Raw genomic sequence first — 2,059 nt, 5'->3', positions numbered from 1 at the left:
TTTGCCGATATAGCGCGCCCGCTTGCTGGCGGTGACCTGCTCGACATCGACCATCACCAGGCCGTCGATGCAGTAACCGAAATCGGCGTCGACACTGAAATCGAGGAAGCGGGTGCCGCCGGGCTCGGTGACCTCGGCGTACTGCTTGTAGAGCGTCGGCACCGTCACGCCCATCGCATCCAGCTGGGCACGCAGGCGGCGGAAATCGCCATCGGCGTCCTGACCATCGAACAGGCGCTCCGCTTCATGGGCGGCGCTGCCCGGCACGCTCTGGGCGACCGGTGCCCGTGCGCGCGCCAGCCCCTCATCATCCCCGTAATAGTGACGGTAGTAGCTGACGATCAGTGCCCTGGCGGCCTCCGGATAGCTGTTGGAGAGCGTGACCGGGCCGAACAGCCAGCGAATCTCGGGATGACAGCGCAGATAGGCGCCCAGCCCCTGCCACAGGTAATCGAGACTGCGCCGCCCCCAGTAGCGCGGCTGCACGAAGCTGCGCCCCAGCTCCAGACCGTCCTTCATGCGCTCGAACATCTCGGGCGTGAAGCGGAACAGGGTCGGGCTGTAGAGCCCCTTCTCGCCATGTGCCGCCATGATCTTGCGCACCTCACCGATGCGATAGGCACCGGCGATCTCGAGATCGGCGTCATCCCACAGCACCAGATGCCGGTAGTGGGCGTCATAGCGATCGATATCGCGCCGCTCGCCGGTGCCCTCGCCGACCCGCCGGAAACTGATCTCGCGCAGTCGCCCGATCTCGCGCATCACGCTGGAGCCGGGGAAGGCATCGAACAGATAGATCTTCTTGCCGTCGCGGGTCTCGCCCAGCAGTTCACAGGGCGTCAGTTCCTCACGCAGCGCCTGGCGCTCCTCCGGATGGCCGATGGCCTTCTCGGTCACGAACAGACCGCGCTTGCCGCGCCCGATGCGATACAGGTGCTTGCGCAGCAGGCGCGTCTTGGCGTTGGTATTGAGGGCATCGCTGTCGAGGCGCTCCAGCGGAATCAGCTCGCCGATGCGCAGCTTGAGCTGCCGCTCGCGCTGGCGAAACATCTCATGCGCCAGCAGGGGCGTGCCGAAGCTGCGGTTGATCGACGACAGCGCATAGAAGAGCGTCGAGTTGCGCCCGCTGACATGGATAGGCAGCACCGGCGCGTTGGTCTTGCGCGCGAAATGCAGGAAGCCCGACAGCCACTTGCCATCGCGCGGCCCGGTCGGGCCTGCACGCGAGACCTCGCCGGCCGGGAAGATGATCACGGCCTCTTCATTCATCAGCGCATCGCAGATCTGACCACTGCTCTTGCGATAGCCACGACGACTGAGGTTGTCCAGCGGCAGCAGCAAGGGTGCCAGCGGCTCGACCTTCATCAGGATGTCATTGGCGACGATCTTGACGTCGCGGCGCACTTCGCCGACCAGCTTGAGCAGTGCGAGGCCATCCAGTGACCCCAGCGGATGGTTGGCGACGATGACGACACGCCCGTAGGCCGGAATGTTCTCGCGCTCCCGCGAGGACACCGAGTATCCGAAGGAGAAGTGATCGAGCACGCGGTCAATGAAGTCGAAGCCGCGCTGGTCCGAGTTCTCGCCGAGGAAGGCATTGATCTCGCCCTCATGCACCAGGCGCCGCAGCATGGCCAGAGCTGGCCGCCGGATCAGCGGGTGACGTTTGGCAAAGGCAGGATACTTGGCAGCGATGACGCGGGCAGTATCGATCATGCTCTCTCCTTGGCCGCACGGAGTGCGGAACGCGATGTCTGGATCATGGGGCTTGATATCACGTCAGGTTCGCGCCACTTCATGACAGATGCGTCACAGTCCCCGTACAGTGAGATGACAGTCGCCCACGTGGTCCGCGGCCGATGCGCCCCGGCACAGAGATCATCCGCGTACGAACAGGCAGCGCGACTGCCACGCCAAGGAGAGAGCGAATGTTTGCGATAGCCGTCGAGAATGAATCACTGGTCTGGCAGGAAACCGAGGCCCCGCACGGGATCGCCTCGGATGAGGTGCGTATCGAGGTGGCCTGGGCCGGCGTCAACCGCGCCGACCTGATGCAGCG

Annotated in this window: 1 protein-coding gene; it reads right to left on the bottom strand. The window is 64.6% G+C overall.

Annotated elements, in window-relative coordinates; all coding sequences use genetic code 11:
* The coding region (olsF, locus tag AC4FAH_RS07030) for a bifunctional ornithine lipid synthase OlsF (protein WP_490245810.1) at positions 1 to 1,716 on the bottom strand (1,716 nt) is incomplete at its 3' end.
* Between the last annotated feature and the right edge of the window lie 343 nt (positions 1,717 to 2,059).

Source organism: Cobetia sp. (genome assembly GCF_983723665.1).
Note: the sequence above shows the minus strand (reverse complement) of the source record. Positions and strands in the feature narration are given on the sequence as shown.